Annotated in this window: 16 protein-coding genes and 1 pseudogene; 8 read left to right on the forward strand and 9 right to left on the reverse strand. The window is 57.5% G+C overall.

What is annotated here, in order from left to right; all coding sequences use genetic code 11:
* Window positions 1–38 precede the first annotated feature (38 nt).
* The 8 genes and pseudogenes from NW843_RS07855 to pstS form a co-directional block, all read right to left on the reverse strand.
* Window positions 39–131: pseudogene (locus tag NW843_RS07855) on the reverse strand (hypothetical protein); the annotation flags it as partial.
* 121 nt (window positions 132–252) lie between these two features.
* The gene (locus NW843_RS07860; RefSeq protein ID WP_414332524.1) at window positions 253–429 is read right to left on the reverse strand and encodes a hypothetical protein; all 177 of its coding nucleotides are present in this window, start codon (window positions 427–429) and stop codon (window positions 253–255) included.
* Between the two features lie 354 nt (window positions 430–783).
* Window positions 784–1,209, reverse strand: a complete 426-nt coding sequence (locus tag NW843_RS07865) for a hypothetical protein (protein ID WP_011432703.1) — start codon at window positions 1,207–1,209, stop codon at window positions 784–786.
* Between the two features lie 43 nt (window positions 1,210–1,252).
* Window positions 1,253–2,080, reverse strand: coding sequence for a TlyA family RNA methyltransferase (locus NW843_RS07870; protein WP_011432704.1), 828 nt, complete (start codon window positions 2,078–2,080; stop codon window positions 1,253–1,255).
* 95 nt (window positions 2,081–2,175) lie between these two features.
* A complete protein-coding gene (pstB, locus tag NW843_RS07875) occupies window positions 2,176–3,003 on the reverse strand; it encodes a phosphate ABC transporter ATP-binding protein PstB (protein WP_414388053.1) in 828 nt (275 codons plus the stop codon).
* 82 nt (window positions 3,004–3,085) lie between these two features.
* Window positions 3,086–3,976 (reverse strand): phosphate ABC transporter permease PstA, encoded by an 891-nt coding sequence (gene pstA / locus NW843_RS07880; protein ID WP_414388052.1) that lies wholly within the window; start codon window positions 3,974–3,976, stop codon window positions 3,086–3,088.
* Window positions 3,977–3,982: 6 nt separating this feature from the next.
* Complete coding sequence (gene pstC / locus NW843_RS07885; RefSeq protein ID WP_414388051.1) at window positions 3,983–4,921, reverse strand: phosphate ABC transporter permease subunit PstC; 939 nt, start codon at window positions 4,919–4,921, stop codon at window positions 3,983–3,985.
* Window positions 4,922–4,984: 63 nt separating this feature from the next.
* The gene (gene pstS / locus NW843_RS07890; RefSeq protein ID WP_414522607.1) at window positions 4,985–6,061 is read right to left on the reverse strand and encodes a phosphate ABC transporter substrate-binding protein PstS; all 1,077 of its coding nucleotides are present in this window, start codon (window positions 6,059–6,061) and stop codon (window positions 4,985–4,987) included.
* Between the two features lie 625 nt (window positions 6,062–6,686).
* Here pstS and rplI point away from each other — a divergent pair.
* From rplI to glmS, 8 genes are all read left to right on the forward strand, one after another.
* On the forward strand, window positions 6,687–7,151 hold the full coding sequence (rplI, locus tag NW843_RS07895) for a 50S ribosomal protein L9 (RefSeq protein WP_414522608.1): 465 nt from the start codon (window positions 6,687–6,689) through the stop codon (window positions 7,149–7,151).
* Window positions 7,152–7,329: 178 nt separating this feature from the next.
* A complete protein-coding gene (gene dnaB / locus NW843_RS07900) occupies window positions 7,330–9,105 on the forward strand; it encodes a replicative DNA helicase (protein ID WP_414412921.1) in 1,776 nt (591 codons plus the stop codon).
* 131 nt (window positions 9,106–9,236) lie between these two features.
* Window positions 9,237–10,133, forward strand: coding sequence for a universal stress protein (locus NW843_RS07905; RefSeq protein WP_414355858.1), 897 nt, complete (start codon window positions 9,237–9,239; stop codon window positions 10,131–10,133).
* A gap of 46 nt (window positions 10,134–10,179) precedes the next feature.
* Window positions 10,180–11,013: a nickel pincer cofactor biosynthesis protein LarB gene (gene larB, locus NW843_RS07910; RefSeq protein ID WP_414522609.1), complete on the forward strand. Its 834-nt coding sequence runs from the start codon at window positions 10,180–10,182 to the stop codon at window positions 11,011–11,013.
* 260 nt (window positions 11,014–11,273) lie between these two features.
* A complete protein-coding gene (locus NW843_RS07915; protein ID WP_414522610.1) occupies window positions 11,274–12,161 on the forward strand; it encodes a TerC family protein in 888 nt (295 codons plus the stop codon).
* A 204-nt stretch (window positions 12,162–12,365) separates the two neighbouring features.
* Complete coding sequence (locus NW843_RS07920; RefSeq protein ID WP_414343968.1) at window positions 12,366–13,172, forward strand: ABC transporter ATP-binding protein; 807 nt, start codon at window positions 12,366–12,368, stop codon at window positions 13,170–13,172.
* Entirely contained in the window at window positions 13,172–14,395 is a 1,224-nt protein-coding gene (locus NW843_RS07925; RefSeq protein ID WP_414522611.1) for an MlaD family protein, read from the forward strand. Before NW843_RS07920 ends, NW843_RS07925 begins: the two co-directional genes overlap by 1 nt.
* 176 nt (window positions 14,396–14,571) lie before the next feature.
* Window positions 14,572–16,419, forward strand: a complete 1,848-nt coding sequence (glmS, locus tag NW843_RS07930; RefSeq protein WP_414522612.1) for a glutamine--fructose-6-phosphate transaminase (isomerizing) — start codon at window positions 14,572–14,574, stop codon at window positions 16,417–16,419.
* Here the strand turns inward: glmS and NW843_RS07935 are convergent.
* The coding region (locus tag NW843_RS07935) for a heavy metal-responsive transcriptional regulator (RefSeq protein ID WP_414522613.1) at window positions 16,380–16,962 on the reverse strand (583 nt) is incomplete at its 5' end. The genes glmS and NW843_RS07935 overlap by 40 nt on opposite strands.

The raw sequence follows: 16,962 nt of genomic DNA on the forward strand, positions 1-16,962 counted from the left end.
GCCCGCTCCGTACCGCTTAGCGGTCGGAGCCGGGTAGTTTACGCCGGCTCCGCTAGATTGATTGTCGGGTTGCGGTCGAAGAAGCCCCAAGGTACCAGCCTAAAGCCCGTTCTGTGTACAGGCATGACGGGCCAATCCTCATCCCATGAAAAAACCCCTGCCCAACGGCATGGGGAGAATGTATGATGGGGAGCCCGCGTTTCTACAGAACTCCCTCGAAGTCAAGCAGCCCTGAATAGGCAGCAACAGTTCTCATCCCGCCTCAAACCAGAGTTGTTCGGGATCCACATAATAGCAGCGGGCATTGTCCGCACAGATCAGCGCCCAGCCGTTTTGGTCGGCCTCGACCAAAGTATACTCACACTGGGGAATGAAATAGCCTTGGTGGTTTCGGGTATCGCTCTTAACCCAAACGGTCTGACGGTTCATCTTAAAGTTCCTCCCATCTGCAGTCAAAGGGGTCAAAAAAGTGAGGTTGGAAAACGGGACTCGATTCAGTGGCTATGGAAGCGGCGGCAGTGCAACACCACTGCAATATAATGAAGTGCAGCCACCGCCGAGCTAAGCATCTCGCGCCAGCCCGGAGTTCAATCTCATCAATCAACTGAGGCCGGGGAAGAGAAGCGACGAGAGCTAACCCCTATCGATAAATGGATCCCATATTGCTATTGGGTACAAGAAGTTTAGCACCAACTCCATGAGAACATCGCTAAGAGTTGTAGATTAAAATAAAAAGCTCTAGATTTTCCTAAAGTCTTGTTGCAAAACAAGGAATAGGGTCACTTAATCTTCTTCAAAAAGCCAGTTGTAAATCTTGCTCAAGTGGGGCCAAGCAGGACGGCGGTTCCCTCCCTCTTGCAGGTTGGATTTGACACCCTCAATCTGCTCGGGATCCCGTGCCAAGATTTGCTTAATGGCCTCCACCTGCTGGCGTACCCCGGTTTTTTTCAGCTCCAGCATGGCTAGGGTCAGATTCACACGGGGCTGGGCATCCACCGGATCCAACTTCACAGCAGTCTGGGCGGCCTTCAGAGCTTTTTCCGCCTGCCCCTCCAGAAGGTAGAGCCAGGACAAGCACGTCCAAGCCGCCGCCGCCTTTGGGGATCCCTTACAGATTGACTCAAAAGAGGGAATTAACGTCTTGGCCGCTTCCCCGGATTCATAGCGCCGAATCCCTTCCTGAAATAATTCTTCAATTTTTTGGCTCATCTCCCTCAATCCAGCACATTAGCTTATTGACAAAATCGACGATCTATGCATGTAAAGTCGCTCTCGCCTGCTCGCTCATCTGTTGTAGCGCACTGCCGCTGGGGAGAGGGATCCCTTCTCCTTCAGCCAGCCAGAGCCAATACTCGATATTGCCGGCAGGGCCAGTGATGGGCGACCACGTGTAGCCTTGCACCTGCCAGCCCTGGGCCACGGCCGAGCGCATCACCGTCTCCAGCACGCGGGCATGGACAACCGGATCCCGTACCACCCCCTTTTTGCCCACCTGGTCTCGGCCCGCCTCAAACTGGGGCTTCACCAGCAACAGCGCCTCCCGTGGGAAACGCAACAGGTTCCACAGCGGAGCTAGCACCTTAGTCAGGGAAATAAAAGACAGGTCTACCACCGCCAAATCCGGCCAGCTCTGGGGAGGTGCCTCGCTTCCGTACAGATCCTCCGGCTGCAGATGGCGCAAGTTGGCCCGCTCCTTTAGGATCACCCGCGCATCCGTTCGCAAAGACCAGGCCAGTTGCCCATAGCCCACATCCACTCCGTAGACTCGCTGGGCTCCCCGTTTCAACAAGCAGTCTGTAAAACCTCCTGTGGAAATGCCCGCATCCAAACAAATACGACCCTGCACCTGAACAGGAAAAGTTTGCAGCGCCCCCTGTAGCTTTTCTCCCCCCCGTGAGACAAAAGCAGGCCCAGACTGGACTTGCACCGCTGGATCCCCGCTCACCCAGGTTCCAGGCTTTTCCGCCCGCACCCCATTTAGAAAGACTTCTCCTGCCAAAATGGAGCGTTGCGCTTGCTGGCGTGAGGAAAAATATCCGCGCTCCACCAACCAGCTATCCAGACGCACCCGCTTGGCCATCTCGCCGGTGCCTCACCTTGCATAGATCTTCCCGCCCATTAGAATAGGCGAGCGGGATCCCAACTGACCAGAATTGAGGGATCGCCAACAGCAGATTAGCCGAACCGTCCGCTCACGTACTCTTCCGTTTCCCGATGGGCGGGAGAGTTAAAGATTTTCTCAGTGCGGTTAAACTCCACCAGCCGTCCGTAGCGAAACCCCTCTTCGTCGACTTCAGTGTTGAAGAAGGCGGTAAAGTCGGAGACCCGCGCTGCCTGCTGCATGTTGTGGGTAACGATAATGATCGTGTAGCGACGGCCCAGTTCCTTGAGCAACTCCTCAATGCGCAACGTGGAGATTGGATCCAACGAGGCACAGGGCTCGTCCATCAGGATCACCTCTGGTTGGATGGCCAAGGTGCGGGCAATGCAGAGGCGCTGCTGCTGTCCCCCCGAAAGGGAGAGGCCGCTCGTCTTCAACTTGTCTTTCACCTCGTCCCAGAGGACGGCCTGACGCAATGCGCGCTCTACCAGCTCATCCAAGTCTCCTTGGTAGCCGTTGACCCGTGGCCCAAAGGCAATGTTGTCGTAGATGGACTTCGGGAAGGGGTTGGGCTTTTGGAACACCAGGCCAACTCGCCGCCGCACTTCAGCAGGATCTACATCGGGATCGTAGATGTTTTTCCCGTGAAAAATTACGGATCCCTCTACTCTCGCCCCCGGGATCAGATCGTTCATGCGGTTAAAGCAGCGCAGCAAAGTACTCTTGCCGCAGCCGGAAGGGCCAATAAAAGCAGTGATGTGATTCTTGGGAATCTTCAGAGAAACCTGCTTCACCGCCAAATGAGAGCCGTAGTAAACACTGACTGCTTGCGTTTCCAGCTCAACAGTTAACTTGGCAGACTTCTTAGAGGAATCAGGAGTGCCGGGAAATGGAGGGCGCATAGGAATACCAGAGGTAGACGTTGCTTCAGAACCCAAACTCAAAATCGAAGAATAGTGAGGCAAAAATCTCAGAAGAACCAGATCAGATAGTAATGGTTTCCTGACGACGACTCAGCAGCAGCCGGAAACTGATCGTGGTGATCAAAACCAGAATCACCAAAGCCAAGGCTCCTCCCCAAGCAATTTTCTGCTGGTTCTCGAAGGGAACAATGGCAAAGTTGTAGATCAGCACCGCCAACGAGGCTACTGGCTTCAGCAGACCATTAGGCCATAGAAAGCTGAACAGAGCAGTAAAAATTAGAGGTGCAGTCTCCCCAGCTGCTCGGGCAATGGCCAAGGTCACTCCCGTCAGAACGACCGGCAAAGCAGCTGGCAAAACGACCCGAAACACAGTCTGCACCCGCGAAGCTCCCAAGGCGTAGGCGGCAGCCCGAGTGTCCGCCGGCACCAAGCGCAGAGCCTCCTCGCAGGAGAGGATGATGATCGGCAAAGTCAATACCGATAGAGCTACTCCGCCAGAAAGGGCAGAAAAGGTCTTGGTGGAAAGCACCAGCACCCCATAGGCGAACACGCCAGCGATGATGGAAGGAACCCCCGTCAGCACTTTGATAATGAAACGCAGAGATGATGCTGTAGAACTGTTCTGGCCGAACTCCGAGAGATAGATCGCAGCAAATAGACCAATAGGGAAAGTGATTGTAATGGCAATCGATACCACAATGATCGTTCCCAGCACAGCGTTGCCAAAGCCGCCTACCTGATCGCCAGGAGGAGGAGGAAGCTGGGTTAAGGTCTGCCAATTGAAGCGCTCAATGCCATTGACGAAAACATAGTAAAGGATGGAAGCGAGCACAACAATCGCAAAAATGCTGGAAGCAAAGATCAGGCCTGTCATCACCCAGTCCAGCACGACGCGCTTGGATCTGACTTTGCGTTTGAACAAATTGGCCTGTGCTGCCACTTGTGTCGCCATGTTCCTCTACTCCCGAGAAGCCGTCAAAGCAAACTTGACCTGACGAACCATCAGCTCAGCGATGATGTTGACCACCAGCGTAATGACCAGCAAGATCAAAGCCGCATACATCAGAGCCGAGATCTGCTCGTCGGCTGCTTCTGCAAACTCGCTGGCCAGCAATGCAGGGATGTTGCTGGCAGGGGCCAAAAGCGAGACTCTAATCCCCCGCGCATTGCCAATCAGCATTGCCACCGCCATGGTCTCGCCCAGGGCGCGTCCCAAACCCAGCACCACAGCCCCCAACATACCCCCAATCGCAGCCGGTAGTACCACTCCAAAAATGGCTTCCCATCGCGTAGCCCCCATCGCATAGGCAGCCGCGCGCAGCTCAGGAGGAACAGCCACCAAAACCTCTCTGGCGATGGCCGTGATGATGGGGATGATCATGATCCCCAAGACAACCCCTGCCGTCAGCATCCCCGGCCCAATCGGTGGTGTGCTGAAAATGGGAAGCCAATTGAAGTTCTCGTACAGGAACATCTGAACGGGGCGGAAGAAGGGGATGAAGACAAACAATCCCCAAATGCCGAACACCACACTGGGAATAGCCGCCAACAGCTCAACCACAATGATCAGAGCCAGACGCAAGGACTTCGGAAGAAAATCCTCGCTCAGAAAAATAGAGATGCCAAAGCTAAAAGGAACCCCCACAATCAGAGCGATGAGAGAAGTCACTAGCGTGCCGTAGATCTGTGGCCAGGCCCCATAGATATCCTCGACCGGATCCCAGGTGGTGTTCCAGAAAAAGCTTAGTCCAAACCTGTCTATAGCAGGTAAAGACTGAATGCCGATCTCCAGAGCAATCCAGAGCAGCAGGAAGGCCGAGAAAAACACGGCAATCCGCGTAGCCCAGATAAAAACCTGGTCGCGCCGGCGCTGGAAAACCGGCCGAGGCCGAAACATAGAACTGCTGTCAGAAAAAAAGGTATTCATCCGCCTGAAGCCAGAAGTGGTTGGTAAGAGTTTTTACGGGGTAATGCCTTCCAGCGCAGCCAGAGCTTTTTGCCGCGTTTCTTCCGGCAGAGGGACATATCCCAACTGCTCAGCGAAAGCCTGCCCCTCAGTGAGGCCGTAGCGGAGAAACTCTTTAACGGCCTTGGAAGTCTCGGCTTTGGGGTAAACCTTGTAGGCAAGGATCCAGGTGTAGCCCACAATAGGGTAAGAGTCTTCCCCACTAGGATCCGGATCGACCCCCAGCAAACGCTCGTCGAGCTGAATTCTGGCCAGCGCCGCTTTCTCCGTCTCGACGTTGGGAGTTACAAACTTGCCTGCCCGGTTTTCCAGACGGGCAATGTTCAGGTTGTTGAGCTTGGCAAAGCCGAATTCCACGTAGCCAATCGAGCCAGAAATTTGCTTGATCTGCTCGGAAACCCCTTCGTTCCCACGCGCCCCTACGCCGGTTGGCCAGTTTACCGAAGAGCCGCGACCCACCTTTTGCTTCCACTCTGGGCTAATAGCGTTGAGGTGAGTGGTGAAGATATCGGTGGTACCACTTCCATCAGAGCGATGCACGACGGTAATCGGCAAATCCGGGAAAGTCACCCCTGGGTTAAGGCCAGCCAGCAGGGGATCGTTCCAGTTCTTGATCTTGCCCAGGAAGATATTCGCCAGTGCCAGGCGGGAAAGGCGGATTTCGGGGCCCACCCCAGGAATGTTGTACGCTGCAACTAACGCTCCGCCCACCATGGGTACAGAAACCATCCCTTTGGGAGGGTTAGCCTCATTCTCAATTTGGTTGATCTCTTCAGGACGGGGCACGCTGTCACTGGCACCGAAATCGACCGTGCGGGCTACAAACTGCCGACGACCCGCACCGCTTCCTACAGACTGATAGTTGACCTGGATGTTAGGGTTTTTCTTGCCAAACTCTTGGGCCCAAGTTTGATAGATGGGGGCCGGGAAGGTCGCCCCAGCGCCATTGATGGTGATGGTCTGCCGAGCAAACACCCGCTGCCAATTCGTCTGACTGGCCGCAAAGCCGGCAACAGTGGCAGATAGAAACTTCAGGAAAGAACGACGCTCCAAGGGGTGCAACGTCACCATACAGATCTCCTCTCCCAGATGAAGATAAAATCCTAGCCCAGATCTAAAAAAGGCTACTTCACTCGAGAACCTTACCCAACCCAATCAAAACTCGTCGGGCTGGGTATGCCACTACCGCCTGGAAGCTTGGAGGCAACCCTCAAGCTAACCCTGCGATCCTCAACAAGCCTTCAACCAATAGCAACATCCCAGGGATCCCTTTGAGCACGCAGGGTTCCCTCGGGAACGCTCCATTGAAGACTTCGCCAGTCCGCGCAGCTACTATAACGTAAAGGCCAGTTGTTTTTAGTTAAAACGAGGTTAAGCCCAGGTTATCTCTGGGGATATCCGCCAAATGTTGCAAACCCCTCAAGGGATCCCCTTTGGTGTCAGCCACTCTCTATCCTGGATTGGGTATCTCCCAAAACAGAGAACTTCCGCCTTTTGAGTTTGGAAAGGTGGTTTCTTCATCTTCCCGCCAAGGTTCAGAGCTGGAAGAGGACTCTAGAGACCTGCCAATCGGGAATAAGCTCTGAGAAGGGATCCCCTATGCCGACGGGCTGGTGGCTATGGCACTCTGGGCTGACGATGAACCTGCTGAGCCTCTAGAATGGAAGGCTGTCGAGAAAATGAAGTGCCTTCCCCGATGTCGAAACGTAACATGCAGGTTGTGCTGCGCCAGGCGATCCCAGGGCTGGGCAAGCCCGGAGAGATTGTCAACGTCAAGCCCGGCTATGCTCGCAACTACCTCTTCCCGCGGCAGATGGCGGTGCGGGTTACCCCTGGCATATTGAAAGAGCAGCAGATGCGTCTGCAGCAGGAAGCGGCTCGTAAACTGGCAGAAAAACAACGGGCGGAAAACTACAAGACCGCTCTGGAGACCATCGGTCGCTTCGTCATCCGTAAGAAAGTGGGAGAACACGACCTCCTATTTGGGCAGGTGACCACCAGCGATATTGCTGAGGTGGTGCTGGCTACCAGCGGTCTAGATATCGACCGCCGCAACATTCTCCTCAACGAGGAAATCAAAAAAACCGGGGTTTATCCCGTGCAGGTAAAGTTACACCCCGAAGTTACCGCTACGCTGCGCATTCAGGTTACTCCCGAATGAGGACTCACCTTCGAGGCTCCCTGAATTCCTGTGAGGGATCCCGGGGTGAGTAGGGTTTTTGCCTTAGGCAACAAGCGGGTATGCTCAGCCTAGAGCTTGACCCGCCTGACGATTGGAGCTGACTGGCTGAGAGGCCGGTTGCCCTAGGGCTGGGTTGATTTTCCTATCCTGGCTTGTGGTGATCAGCGATTACGACTTAACGGGTGGGGATCGGCTTCCTCCTCAAAACATAGAAGCTGAGGAGGAGATCCTGGGGGGCATTCTCCTCGATCCGGATGCGTTGGTGCGGGTCGCGGAGTTTCTGCGTCCAGAGATGTTCTATATCTCTGCCCACCAAGAGATTTACCGGGCTGCTCTCCAACTGCACAGCCAAGGCCAACCCACTGACCTGATGACTGTGTCTGCCTGGTTGGCGGATCATCATCTTCTGGAGCGGGTGGGAGGAACGGGGGCGATCCGTCGTCTGCTGGAGCAAACCGTCAGCAGCGTCAACATCGACCAGTATGCTCGCCTGGTGATGGATAAATACATGCGCCGCCAGTTGATCCAGGTGAGCAATACCTTGGCTCGTTTGGCCTACGATACCAGCCAGCCCCTGTCTCAGGTGATGGATCAAGCCGAGCAGCAGGTGTTTGGCCTCACCCAAGAGCGAGTGCAGCGTAGCCTCATCCCGGCTTCTGAGGTTTTGGTCAATATCTTCTCGGACTTGGAAGAGAAGTTCCAAAGCGGGGCACAGCTTCCGGGGATCCCGACCAAATTCATCGACCTGGATAACCTGACTCAGGGCTTGCAGCGATCCGACTTGTTGATCCTGGCCGGTCGTCCCTCGATGGGGAAAACCAGTCTTGCCCTCAACATTGCCCAAAATGTGGCTGCCTATGCCAAGCAGCCGGTCGCTATCTTTAGCCTGGAAATGTCGAGGGAGCAACTGGTGCAGCGGCTTTTGGCCAGCGAAGCCCGCATCGACAGCAGCCGTCTGCGCTCTGGGCGCATTAGCGAACACGAGTGGCAGCGCCTGGGCCAAGCCATTGGTTTTTTGTCGCAACTGCCCCTGTTCATCGACGATACCCCCGACTGTACCGTTACCGAAATTCGCTCCAAAGCGCGGCGTTTGCAGGCGGAACAGGGGGGAACGTTGGGGATGGTGTTGATCGATTACCTACAACTGATGCAGGGATCCGCCGCCGACAACCGGGTGCAGGAGCTGTCGCGCATTACCCGTGGCCTCAAGGCCATGGCCAAAGAGCTGATGGTGCCGGTGCTGGTGCTGTCTCAGCTCAGTCGAGCTGTTGAGTCTCGCTCCGACAAACGTCCACAGCTGGCAGATCTGCGGGAATCGGGCTGTCTGGCCGGGGATACGCAGGTGATGGATGCGGATCGCGGCAAGATCTGGCGGCTGGATCAACTGGCGGCCCTGCCGGCTTCGGCGGAACTGCCCCGCCTGCTCAGCTTGAACGGGCGCGGGCGCTTGGTGCCCCAACAGCCTGTGAAAGTGTTTTGCAGTGGTCGGCAGCCCACCTGTGTTCTGAAGACCCGCCTCAACTTTTCCATTCGCGCCACCGGCAATCACCCCTTTTTCACCCAACAGGGCTGGAAAACCTTGGACGAGCTGCAATTGGAGGAAGAGGTGGCGGTGGTGGTGCAGGAGGGGCTGATCTGGGATCCGGTGGTGTTCATCAGCGAGCCGGGGGAGCCTCAGCCGGTTTACGACATCGAGATGCCCCGCCACCACAACTTTGTGGCCAACGGGCTGCTGGTACACAACAGCATCGAGCAGGATGCCGATCTGGTGATGATGATCTACCGCCCGGAATACTACGATCCCAACACCAGCGATCGCGGCATTGCCGAGGTCATCATTGCCAAACATCGCAACGGCCCCACCGGTACCGTGCGCCTGCTGTTCGAAAGCCAGTACACCCAGTTTCGCAACCTGGCGGATCCCAACCGCTGAGCAATCGACGCCGAAGAGGGATCCGGAGCTGCTGCCTTGGGAACAACCCCGCAAGGTGTTAGCTTAGGATCGCTGCGGGCCAAAGCGTTGCTCTTGAGCCGGCTACCCTCTCTCCTAATGCTCAAAACGATATGTTTAAAAACGTGTTAATTGCCACCGACCGCCGAGATGGCCTGCAGCGTTTTGGCAAGTGTCTAGAAGATCTGCACAGCAATGGCATCGAGCGCGTCACCTTCGTCCGCAGCGTAGATTGGCAAGAGGACGACATCGGCATTCCCGACGACATTACCCCCGAAGTCCAGGCAGAGCAGACCCAGTTGCAGAAGCTGCTGAACCCGATCCCGGCGGGGTTGGAAGTCAAGGCTCTGGTGCAGGCGGGCAGGCCAGCCGATCTAATCCTAAAAGGCATCCAAACCTATGGCTCCGATCTGCTGATTACAGGCATGGGTACCCACAACCTGCTCGCCGAAAAATTGTTCGGCAGCACCACCATGACGCTGTTGCCGAAGCTGAAAATCCCCCTACTGGTGATGCGCCCCCAACTGCTGGCTACCTTTACCCTGGAAGAATTGCGCTTGCGCAGCCGCCACCTGTTTCGCTGCCTCTTGGTGCCCTTTGACTTTGAGCAGCCGCGTCAGCAGTTGCTGAACCATCTCGGCCACCTGCTGCCCGGTACTTCCCAGTGCCAGACGCTTACCCTGCTCTACGTGGTGGATCCCAGCGCCCGCCGCAACCAAGGAACTCCGGTGGAGGTGCTCAAGCGCAAAGCCGAGGCTGACCTGGCCCAGGTGCTTGAACCCCTGAGCGAGCAGGTGAAGCCCGTACAGTTGCGCACCCTGGTGCGGGTGGGATCCCCTCTCAAAGAGATCCTAGCTACTGCTGCCGATGAAGACATGACGGCCATCGCCACTGCCTCCCCCCACGTGGGCAGCTTTTGGGAGTGGTCGGTTCGCAGCCTCACCGGCGAGATTTTGCGGCAAAGTTGGCATCCGGTGTTGTTTTTCCCGCGCGGGTCTTTGGCCCAATAAATCCAGGCAAGATCCAAGCCGAGTGTTGCAGATTAACTCATCCTCCATGACCCCCCCCTCTACGACAGCGCTGCAGGATCTGTTTCGGGCGGTGGCCCAAGGGGAGCTCACCCCAGAGCAAGCCCTGCAAGCCTGTCGCTTTCTGCCCTTTGAGCCGGTGGGAGACTTCGCCCATGTGGATCACCACCGTCCCTTGCGCACGGGCTTTCCCGAAGCCGTGTGGGGGCCGGGCAAAACCCCAGATCAGATTGCCCAGATCCTGGAGCAACTCCACCAGCGGGGATCCCTGGCCTTGGCCACCCGCATCGAAGCCCAGGTGTATGCCGAGATCCGCAGCCGCTTGCCCCAGGTGCAGTATTCCCAGGTGGCCCGCTTGTGTTGGATCCCGTCCCAGCAGGTGGTCAGCCATCCTGGACAGGTCAGCGTGATCTCCGCCGGCACTGCCGACTTACCGGTGGCAGAAGAAGCCGCCCTCACGCTCGAGCTTTCCGGATTTCAGGTGAAGCGCCTCTGGGATGTGGGGGTGGCCGGGATCCATCGGCTGCTGCACAACCGGGCGGCCCTGCAAGCAGACGTGCTGATCGTGGTGGCGGGCATGGAGGGGGCCTTGGCCAGCGTGGTGGCGGGTCTGGCGGATTGTCCGGTGATCGCTGTGCCCACCAGCATTGGCTACGGGGCCAGCTTCCAGGGCTTGGCTGCCCTGCTCACGATGCTCAACTCCTGCGCAGCGGGGGTGGGAGTGCTGAACATCGATAACGGTTTCGGGGCGGCCATTCTAGCAGGCCAGATCCTGCGCTGTGGACAACGGCTGGCGGCTCGACTGAGCTCATCCGGCCCCACTGGAGATCCAACAGAGGATGGCCAGATTTCAGAAGGTTAAGAACTGTAAATGGATCCTGAGCCAAACAGGCTATACTCAGGCCATAGTTTAGGCTTGGGCTTTCTCTTTCCCATCCTTCGGGAGTTTGAGGGTGTTGCCTCTGGTCACCTAACTGGGTTCATGCCTTTTTCTGGGGTACCTTTATCCGAAGATGGGGAGGGTTCCTACGCTGGTTAACTGCTGTGTTGGACTGACTGGGGCGGACAAAACGCGCGAATATGCTAATTGATGCAACACTTGTCAAAAATGCAACAGATGCGATGGGAGCGACCTTGATCCTGGCGCAAGGGATGACTCAGTCCTTCACCTGGACAGATATTTTCTTGGTAGTGGCTTTGGTGTTTTTGGAGGCCGCCCTCTCTGCGGACAACGCCGTTGCCCTAGCAGCTCTGGTGAAGCATCTGCCCACCCCCCAGCAGCAGAATCGGGCCTTGCGCTGGGGCATCATCGGCGCTTACAGCTTTCGCATTGCCATTGTCTTTGCAGCGGTTTGGTTGGTGGAGTATCCGCCCGCCCAATTCTTGGGAGCCTGCTACCTGCTCTGGCTGGCCTGGCAGCACTTTCGGGGGGAGAAGGAAGGCCAAGAACAGGACATCACCCGCCACGCCAATTTTTGGCAGACCCTGGTGATGGTGGAACTGACGGATCTGGTCTTTTCTTTCGACAGTATCGCTGCTTCGGTGGGTGTCTCCCGCAAGGCTTGGGTAATCATCCTCGGCGGCATTCTCGGCATTACCCTGATGCGCTACATGGCTTCTCTGTTTTTGCGTTGGTTGGATGAGTTCTCTCACCTGGAAGATGCCGCTTTTGCCATCATTGCCCTGGTGGGGAGCACCATGTTGTTGGAAGTGTTTTTCCCCCAAATCGAGATCCCAGAGTGGGGGATGGTGGTGGCTGTGATCCCCCTATTTGTCTGGGGCTTCTCGCGGCGCGTGAAACTCCATTCGGAGCAGGATGAACAGCCGGAGCTGGCTGACGGAGAGAAGAGGGAAGAGAAAAGAGCAGGGGTTACAGACGAGATGGAGATCGTCCCCTCCGGTTGGGTGGCTGCCCTTGAGGAAGACCTCGCCCCTGAGCCCCAGAGCAGAGAGAATGGAGAGGAGAGGTACGGCTTGGGCCTATCGCCAGGGATCCCTGATCTGCCTTGATAGGGCTGTGGGCTGCTTCATTGCCTCGGCCCCTGCCGACTCCTAAACTAGCAGTGAAGCCGACTCAAGGAGGGAAGCATCCTGAGCCCCCAGTTTTGCTTGAAATCATTGGTCAAGTGCTTCAGAAGCAGCATAGACAGCCCAAAGGAGCAGCAGGCCGCGGAAAATAGGCTCCAGCCTTTGGCGAGGGCGGAGGTTCTGAGCATGCCAGCAGTGCAGAGCACTGCCCCCTTGGTGGAGCTGCGCCAAGTTTCCAAGCGCTTCGGCTCGACGGTGGTGCTTGACCACGTGGATCTGAAGGTGTACCGGGGTGAGGCCCTGGGCCTGGTGGGGCCTTCGGGCACCGGGAAATCGACGCTGCTGCGCATCATTGCCGGCCTAACGGAGCCAGACGCTGGAGAAGTGCTCTGGTGCGGGATCCCACTCCCGGAGATTCAAGCCCATCATGCAACTCCCCCTTTGCGAGTAGGGATGGTGTTTCAGCAGGCCGCCCTCTTCGACTCCCTGACGGTGGAAGAAAACGTGGGGTTTTTGCTCTACGAGCACTCGCAGTTGCCCCGCTCCCGCATTCGGGAATTGGTGGCCGCCAAGCTGGAGGCGGTGGGACTGGCGGGCAAAGAGCACAACCTGCCAGAAGAACTCTCGGGGGGGATGCGCAAACGGGCCAGCTTCGCCCGCGCCATTATGGAGGATCCTTCTCTGCCCCAGGATGAGCCCCAATTGCTGCTGTACGACGAGCCCACAGCGGGCTTGGATCCCATTGCTTCGACGGTGATTGAAGATCTCATCCGGGAGCTGCAGCAGGTGAAAAAAGCCTGTGAGAGCTACATTGTGGTGACCCACCAACACAGCACCATTTACCGCGCCACCGACCGCATTGTGTTGTTGGCCCAGGGGCAGGTGCAGTGGGAGGGATCCGTGCAGCAGATTGAAACGTGCGATAACCCCTTTGTGCGGCAGTTTTTCAGCGGTAGCGTAGAAGGGCCGATTCAAGTGGCGGGGCAGGTGTGATGCGTTCGCGAGCAGTGCGAGAAGGGGCAGTGGGCCTGTTGATCCTGGCGGGGGCGCTGGGCTTTGCCGGCCTGTTTTTGTGGATCTACAACCTGCGCTTCGGCAGTCGCGGCTTTCAATTTACCGTCACCTATACCAACGTGGCCGGGCTGGCCGAGGGATCCAGTGTGCGGCTGCGGGGGGTAACCGTAGGTCGGGTGGAGCGTATCACGCCTCAACCCAATCAAGTGGAGGTGCAGGTGGCCATTGACCAACCTTTGGCTATTCCCCGCAACGCCCTGTTTGTAACCAAACAGACGGGGTTGGTGGGGGAAACGGTGATGGACATCTTGCCCCAGGGGAGGGGTCAGGCGGCAACGGGATCCCCTCTGGCAGCGGATTGCGACAGCAGTCAAATCATCTGCGATGGGGATGTGGTGGAGGGCAAACCTGGAGTGGATTTTGGCCAGTTATTGATCCGGCTGGATCAGTTGCTCACACGGATCAACGACGATGAGCTCTTCGACACCCTTAACGCCACCCTAGAAGGGCTCACCCGCGTTGCCAATAGCGTAGCCAGTCTTTCAGAAACCGTAGAAGAGCAGGTAGCGGCTATTCGCACCGAAGATCTGGACTTGTCGCAATTCACCACGGCTGCCACGGCCATCCAAGACGCGGCTAGGGCTGTGAGGGGAACTGCCCGCAGTTTTCAAGCGGCTGCCGATCAATTCACCGCCCTGGTGGATCAAAACCGCACTTCCCTTAACGCCGCCCTGGAGAACATTCAGCAGGTGAGCGCCGATCTCCAGGCCATGTCCAGCGCGGTGCGCCCGCTGGTTACCGATCCACAACTCCAGGCCGATGTGCGCCAGATCCTGGCCGAGGTGCGAGCGGCTGCGGAGAACGTGGCCCAAGCTACCGAAGATCTGCAGCAGATTGCCGCCAACCTCAACGATCCGGGCACCCTGGCCACGCTGCGCCAAACCCTCGATTCGGCGCGCATCACCTTTCAAAACATGCAAAAGATCACCGCCGACATCGACGAGCTGACCGGGGATCCCCAGTTTCGCCGCGGCATTCGAGAGTTGGTATTGGGGCTGAGCAACTTGGTCTCCAGCGTCCTTGGGGAAGATGGGATCCAGCCCGCGGTGGCCGAAGGTTATCAGTTCCATTTTGCGCCCGTCTCTTTTGCCCAGGGAGTTGCCCCTGGATCCCAAGGATGGCAGCCGCAGACTTCCCCATAAGTTGGCTGCCTTTCCCCTCTCTCTAGCGGGAGTCTGGGATCCCTGAGATGACCCGCTGAGGTAACAACGGCGGCCAAAGCCGTTGAAGGGATCCCGAAGCTGGGGTAGGCTTTGCGGATAAGGTGTTGCCTGTATTGCTACGCAACGCTGATGCGACTGAGGTTGAGGTGTGAGGAATGTGTGGCATTGTCGGCTACGTGGGTTTTCAGTGGGCTGCCCCCATCCTGTTGGAGGGCCTGCGCACCTTGGAGTATCGGGGCTATGATTCTGCCGGCATTGCCACAGTGGATCCCGAAGAAGGATTGAGAGTTGTCCGCGCTACCGGCAAGCTGCACAACCTGCTGGTGAAGCTGACGGCCAACATGCCCACGGCCAAGGTAGGGATCGGACATACCCGCTGGGCCACCCACGGCGGCGTGACCGAAGAAAATGCCCACCCCCAGTGCGACGAGCGCGGGCGCATTGTGGTGATCCAAAACGGCATTGTGGAAAACTACCTGGAGCTAAAGGAGCGTCTCCTGGAGCGGGGGATCCCATTCCGCTCCCAAACCGATACGGAAGTGATCGCCCAACTGCTCGGCCTCTATACAGAAGAGCTGGGCTCCTTTGAGGCGGCCTTTGGCCAGGTCATGGGGCAACTGCGGGGAGGAAACGCCGTAGTGGCTCTGGATCGGGAGGCGCCGGATCGGCTGATCGCAGCCCGTTTGGGCAATGCCGGAGCCGTGGTGGTGGGAGAGGGAGAAGGAGAAAACTTCGTCGCCTCCGATCTGCCTGCCATTGTCCGCCATACCCGCAAGGTGGTGTTCTTGGAGGATGGGGAAATGGCGGTTCTCACGGAGTCTCAAGTGCGCTACCTGCGCATTACCGGCGAGGAGCTGCGCAAATCCAGCATCACCGTGGCCTGGGATCCCGTCTCAGCCGCCAAGGGAGGCTACAAGCACTTCATGCAAAAGGAGATCTTTGAGCAGCCCCGCACCACCACCGATACGCTACGGGGGCGGGTGGATCTGGAACAGGGCCGGGTGACACTGGAGGGGCTAACGCTTTCTGAAGCACAACTGGCCCACATTGAGCACATCCACGCCGTAGCCTGTGGTACTGCCTGGCACGCCTGCTGGGTGCTCAAGTACTTCATCGAGAGCTTGGCCCGTACCCCCGTGGAGGTGGACTATGCCTCTGAGTTTCGCTACCGCCAGCCGGTGTTGCGCCCCAACCACCTGTTGCTGGCTCTAACCCAGTCGGGAGAAACCGTCGATACGCTGGCAGCCATGAGCGAGGCCCGCACCCAAGGGATCCCGACTCTGGCGATTGTCAACGCCATCGGATCCCAGGCCAGCCGTCTGGCGGATGCTGGAGTCCTCTACATCCATGCCGGTCCGGAGATTGCCGTGGCTTCCACCAAAGTGTTTACCGGCATGTTGGTGGCGGGGTATTTGCTGGCCCTGCAACTGGCCCAAGCCAAAGGGATCCTCAGCCCGGTCCAGATCCAAACCCACCTGCAAGCCTTGATCGAGCTGCCGGGCAAGATCAGCCTGCTGCTGAAGGACGCCGCCCTCTACGACCAACTGGCGGAGCAGTACCATCATGTTGCCAACATGCTCTATCTGGGCCGCTGGGTTAACGCCCCGATTGCCCTGGAAGGAGCTTTGAAGATGAAAGAGGTGAGCTATATCCACGCCGAAGGCTACCCGGCAGGCGAGATGAAGCATGGCCCTATTGCCCTCATCGACGAGCGGGTGCCGGTGGTGTGCATTGCCACCCGGGATCCCGTCTACGAAAAAATGCTCTCCAACATCGAACAGGTGCGGGCGCGGGGGGGACGGGTGATCGCCCTCATCAACCCCGAAGACACCCAGGTGCGGGAGAAAGCCGACCACATCATCGAGGTGCCCAGCACGACACCCCTGTTGTCGGCGGTTCTGAACGTGATCCCCCTGCAGTTGTTCGCCTATGCCATGGCTTTGCGCCGCGGAGCCGATGTGGATCAGCCGCGCAACTTGGCTAAGTCGGTAACAGTGGAGTAACGGCTGTCGCTCTTGCCACCGCCGGCCCCTGGTTTTTGCAAAATCGGGCAGATCACCTCTTTTTCATCAGCAGCCGCAGGGGGGATCTGCCAATCGGAGAGGAGACCTTGAATTTGGCTTTTCAGCGCTTGCAGATCGGCAATTCGCCGTTCGATCTCCTGCAGCTTGCCTTGCAGATGCTGGCGAATTTCTGGACAAGGCTGCTCCCCTCGGTCGTGGACATCCAGGATTTGGCGGATTTCTTCTAAGCTCAGGCCCAGGCTCTGGCAGCGGCGGATAAAGGCCAGACGAACCAAAACCGAAGGGTCGAACAGCCGATAGCTGGACTCCGCCCGTTCCACCGTTGGCTTCAGCAGGCCTATCGATTCGTAGTAGCGCACCGTGCGTACAGGCAAGCCGGCTGCTAGAGCCACCTGGCCGATCTTCAGGCTAGCAGACAAGTCCTGGACAGCAGCAGGATTCGACATGTCCCCAACTGGATCCCTGTAGATTTCTTCAGCGTGACATACTCCCACACTCATGCTGACGCAAAGCGCTCCGCGC

This window comes from Synechococcus sp. R5-12, from assembly GCF_047502655.1.
Classification (GTDB): domain Bacteria; phylum Cyanobacteriota; class Cyanobacteriia; order Thermostichales; family Thermostichaceae; genus Thermostichus.